Origin of the sequence: Streptomyces sp. NPDC006435 (assembly GCF_040612315.1) — a bacterium.
Classification (GTDB): Bacteria; Actinomycetota; Actinomycetes; order Streptomycetales; family Streptomycetaceae; genus Streptomyces.
On sequence record NZ_JBEXPY010000117.1, the window covers coordinates 1 to 3,219 of the forward strand.

At 70.6% G+C, this 3,219-nt stretch carries 2 protein-coding genes and 1 pseudogene; all 3 read left to right on the plus strand.

The window, feature by feature from the left end; all coding sequences use genetic code 11:
• On the plus strand, positions 1–1,622 hold a 1,622-nt coding region (locus ABZZ04_RS39340), incomplete at its 5' end, for a peptidase C14 (RefSeq protein ID WP_356937043.1).
• Between the two features lie 27 nt (positions 1,623–1,649).
• A complete protein-coding gene (locus ABZZ04_RS39345) occupies positions 1,650–2,906 on the plus strand; it encodes a Gfo/Idh/MocA family oxidoreductase (RefSeq protein ID WP_356937044.1) in 1,257 nt (418 codons plus the stop codon).
• Positions 2,907–2,953: 47 nt separating this feature from the next.
• A pseudogene (locus ABZZ04_RS39350) lies at positions 2,954–3,219 on the plus strand (sugar ABC transporter substrate-binding protein); the annotation flags it as partial.

Sequence of the window (3,219 nt, forward strand, 5' to 3'; positions counted from 1 at the left end):
ACCGCATACGCACCGAAGGCATCGAGAAGAACACCCACGACAACCCCTTCGGCGCCGTCCTCTCCTTCCGCGGCACCCCCACCGACACCACCGTCAAGCACACCCTGGGTGCGGCGATGCCGGACCTCTCGGACCTGTTCGAGGTCGGTGACTCGTCGAAGTTCTCCGTGGGCCAGTGGTGGGCCGTGGAGGTCAACGCCCTGGCGGGCAAGTACGAGAAGGAGATCCAGCGGCTCGTCCAGGTCACCGATGTCGTCGACGCCACGCACATCCGGGTCAACTACCAGATCGGCTGGGACCTGGCCGCCGGACGCACCCTGACCTGGACCCGCGTCGAGCCCGTCGACCGCGCCCACGTCCGCAACATGGTCTTCGAGGGCTGGGGCGAGGACGAGATGTCCGGCTCGCACCCGGTCGCGTACGAGTACGCGGTGCGCTGCGACGTCTCCGGGATCGAGGCCATCGGCACCTTCTGGCCGGTCGTGATGCGCCGCTGGTGCACGTACTACCGCACCGAGCAGTGCTCGCTGACCAACCCGAAGTCGGTGACGTACGGCGGCGCGGGCTACCTCACCCAGCAGATCTACTGCCTGTACGGGCACGTCGAGGACTGTCACACCTCCAACGCCCGCCACCTCAACGACTTCACGGCCTCCGCCTACTGCTACGTCACCAACTGTCACGGCGACGGCGACGACGAGGGCCCGTTCGTGACGCACGGCCAGTTCGAGCACGACCTCGTCTACACCGGCAACTCCGGGCTGATGACCTTCGCCAACTCCGGCGCCGCCTGGGGCGGCCGGGCCAAGCGGATCACCGTCCGCCGGCACGCCTGCTCCTGGTTCGTGGCCCGGGTCAAGATCACCGATCTGACCCTGGAGGACGTCCTCGTCGTCGGCAAGAAGTCCCTGTCCGGCTCCGGGATGCTCTGGGTCAACGCCGACGGCGTGCAGATGCGCGGCTGCACGGCCACGGGTCCGCTGATCGTCTCCCGCGCCTCGGACCTGTCCGCCCGCCCCAATGTGATCGCCGACTCCTCGTTCGCGTTCGCGGCCGGCGCGGAGATCACCCAGGCCAACGTGACCGTCCCGCTCACCCTCCAGCGCAACGTCCTGAAGGGCGTCGACGCAGCGGTGTTCAACGGCACCGGGCCGCTCGTCCTGGACCAGTGCACGCTCACCGGCTCGAAGGACACCGCCCCCGTCTCGCTCAAGCACACCGACATCACCGTGCTGGGCGGCGAACTCCGCGACACCGGGCTCAAGCTGGCCTCCGACAAGGACCAGCGGCTGCGCGTCGACGGAACGCGGCTGAACGGCACCAACAAGGACGGCGCCCTGCTGTCGCGCACCGGTGCCGGACGGACCGTCGACTGGCAGCTGTCCGGCCTCGACTCGACCGCGCCCGAGGGCACCGCCCACGTGCTGGTCACCGAGGGCACCAACCGCTACCGGGCCACCGGCTCCACCTTCACCGGCGGCCGGCTCGAACTGCGGCCCGCGGCGTTCACCGGCAACAGCCATCTGCTGCACACCGGTTGCGTCGAGGACGGCACCGAGCGCACCGCGCTGCCGGACGAGGGCGACCGCGTCGCCCACACCGCGGCCACGCTGCGCATCTGACCACCCCATCGAGCACCAGGGATTCCCGTGTCCACGCATACCCCGATCACCGGCCGGCCCGTACGGGTCGCACTCGTCGGCGCCGGCAACCGCGGTCTGACGTACGCCGAGTGGATCAAGGCGCACCCCGAGCGCGCCGAGCTCGTCGCCGTCGCCGACCCGCGCCCCGCGGCGCGGGCCGCCGCCGGCGCTCCCGTCGAGTTCGACGACTGGCGTCCGCTGGTCGAGAACCGCATCGCCGACGCCGTCGTCGTCGCCACCCAGGACCGCTTCCACGTGGAGCCGGTGCTGGCCCTGGCCGAGGCCGGCTACGCGATCCTCGCCGAGAAGCCCCTCGCCCCGACCGAGGAGGAGACCCGGCGGATCGTCGAGGGCGTGGAACGCTCCGGAGTCCTGTTCGCGGTGTGCCACGTCATGCGGTACACCCCGTACACCGACCTGGTGAAGGAGGTCGTGGACTCCGGCGTGCTCGGCCAGCTGGTCTCCCTCGACCATCTGGAGCCGGTCGGCTGGTGGCACTACGCGCACTCCTACGTGCGCGGGCCGTGGCGCAGCGAGAAGGACTCCTCGCCGATGCTGCTCGCCAAGTCCTGCCACGACCTGGACTGGATCACGTACGTCATGGGCGGCCGGATCGAGCAGGTCTCCAGCTTCGGCGGGCTGAAGCACTTCCGGCCCGAGAACGCCCCGGCCGGGTCCGCCGACCGCTGCCTCGACTGCGCGGTCGAGGACGGCTGCCCGTACAGCGCGCTGAAGCTGTACATGCCGACGCTGCGCGAGAAGGGCGCGGTCTGGCCGGTCACCCACGTCACCGAGGCGACCGACGAGGCCGGTCTCGTGCAGGCGCTGCGCGAGGGCCCGTACGGCGTCTGCGCGTACCGGAGCGACAACGACGTGGTCGACCACCAGGTCCTGGCCATGCAGCTGACGGACGGGGTGACCGCGACCTTCCAGATGGTGGCGTTCACCGAGCAGACCCACCGGCAGACCCGGATCTTCGGCTCGCACGGCTGGCTGATCGGCGACGGCGAGCGGGTCACGGTGCAGGACTTCCGGACCGGCGAGTCCACCGTCCACGAACTCGGCGCCTCCGGTTCGAACGCGGCCGACGGGCACGGCGGCGGGGACGCCGGACTCGTCGACGCGTTCGTCACCGCCGTCGCCACCGGTGACGCCGGGGCGGTCCGCTCCGGTCCCGCCACCTCGCTCGGCAGCCACCTCGCGGCGTTCGCCGCCGAACGTGCCCGGCACACCGGCACCGTCCAAACGGTTCCGGCCCGGTGACTCCCCCTCTTCCCCGCCCCACCCTCACGTCCTCGGAGGACCAGCTCATGTCCCGTCTCCTCACCCGCCGTTCCAGAGTCCGCGCCGTCGCCGCCCCCGCGCTGGCCACCGTGCTCGCCGTCGGTGTGCTGGCCGGCTGTTCCGGCAGCGGCAGCGACGACAACACCGTCACCATGTGGACCTACCCGGTCATCTTCGACGAGGCCAAGAACAAGGCCTACTGGGACGGCCTGGTGAAGGCGTTCGAGAAGGAGCACTCGGGTGTGAAGGTGAAGGTGGAGACCTTCCCGTGGGCCAACCGCGACACCGCGCT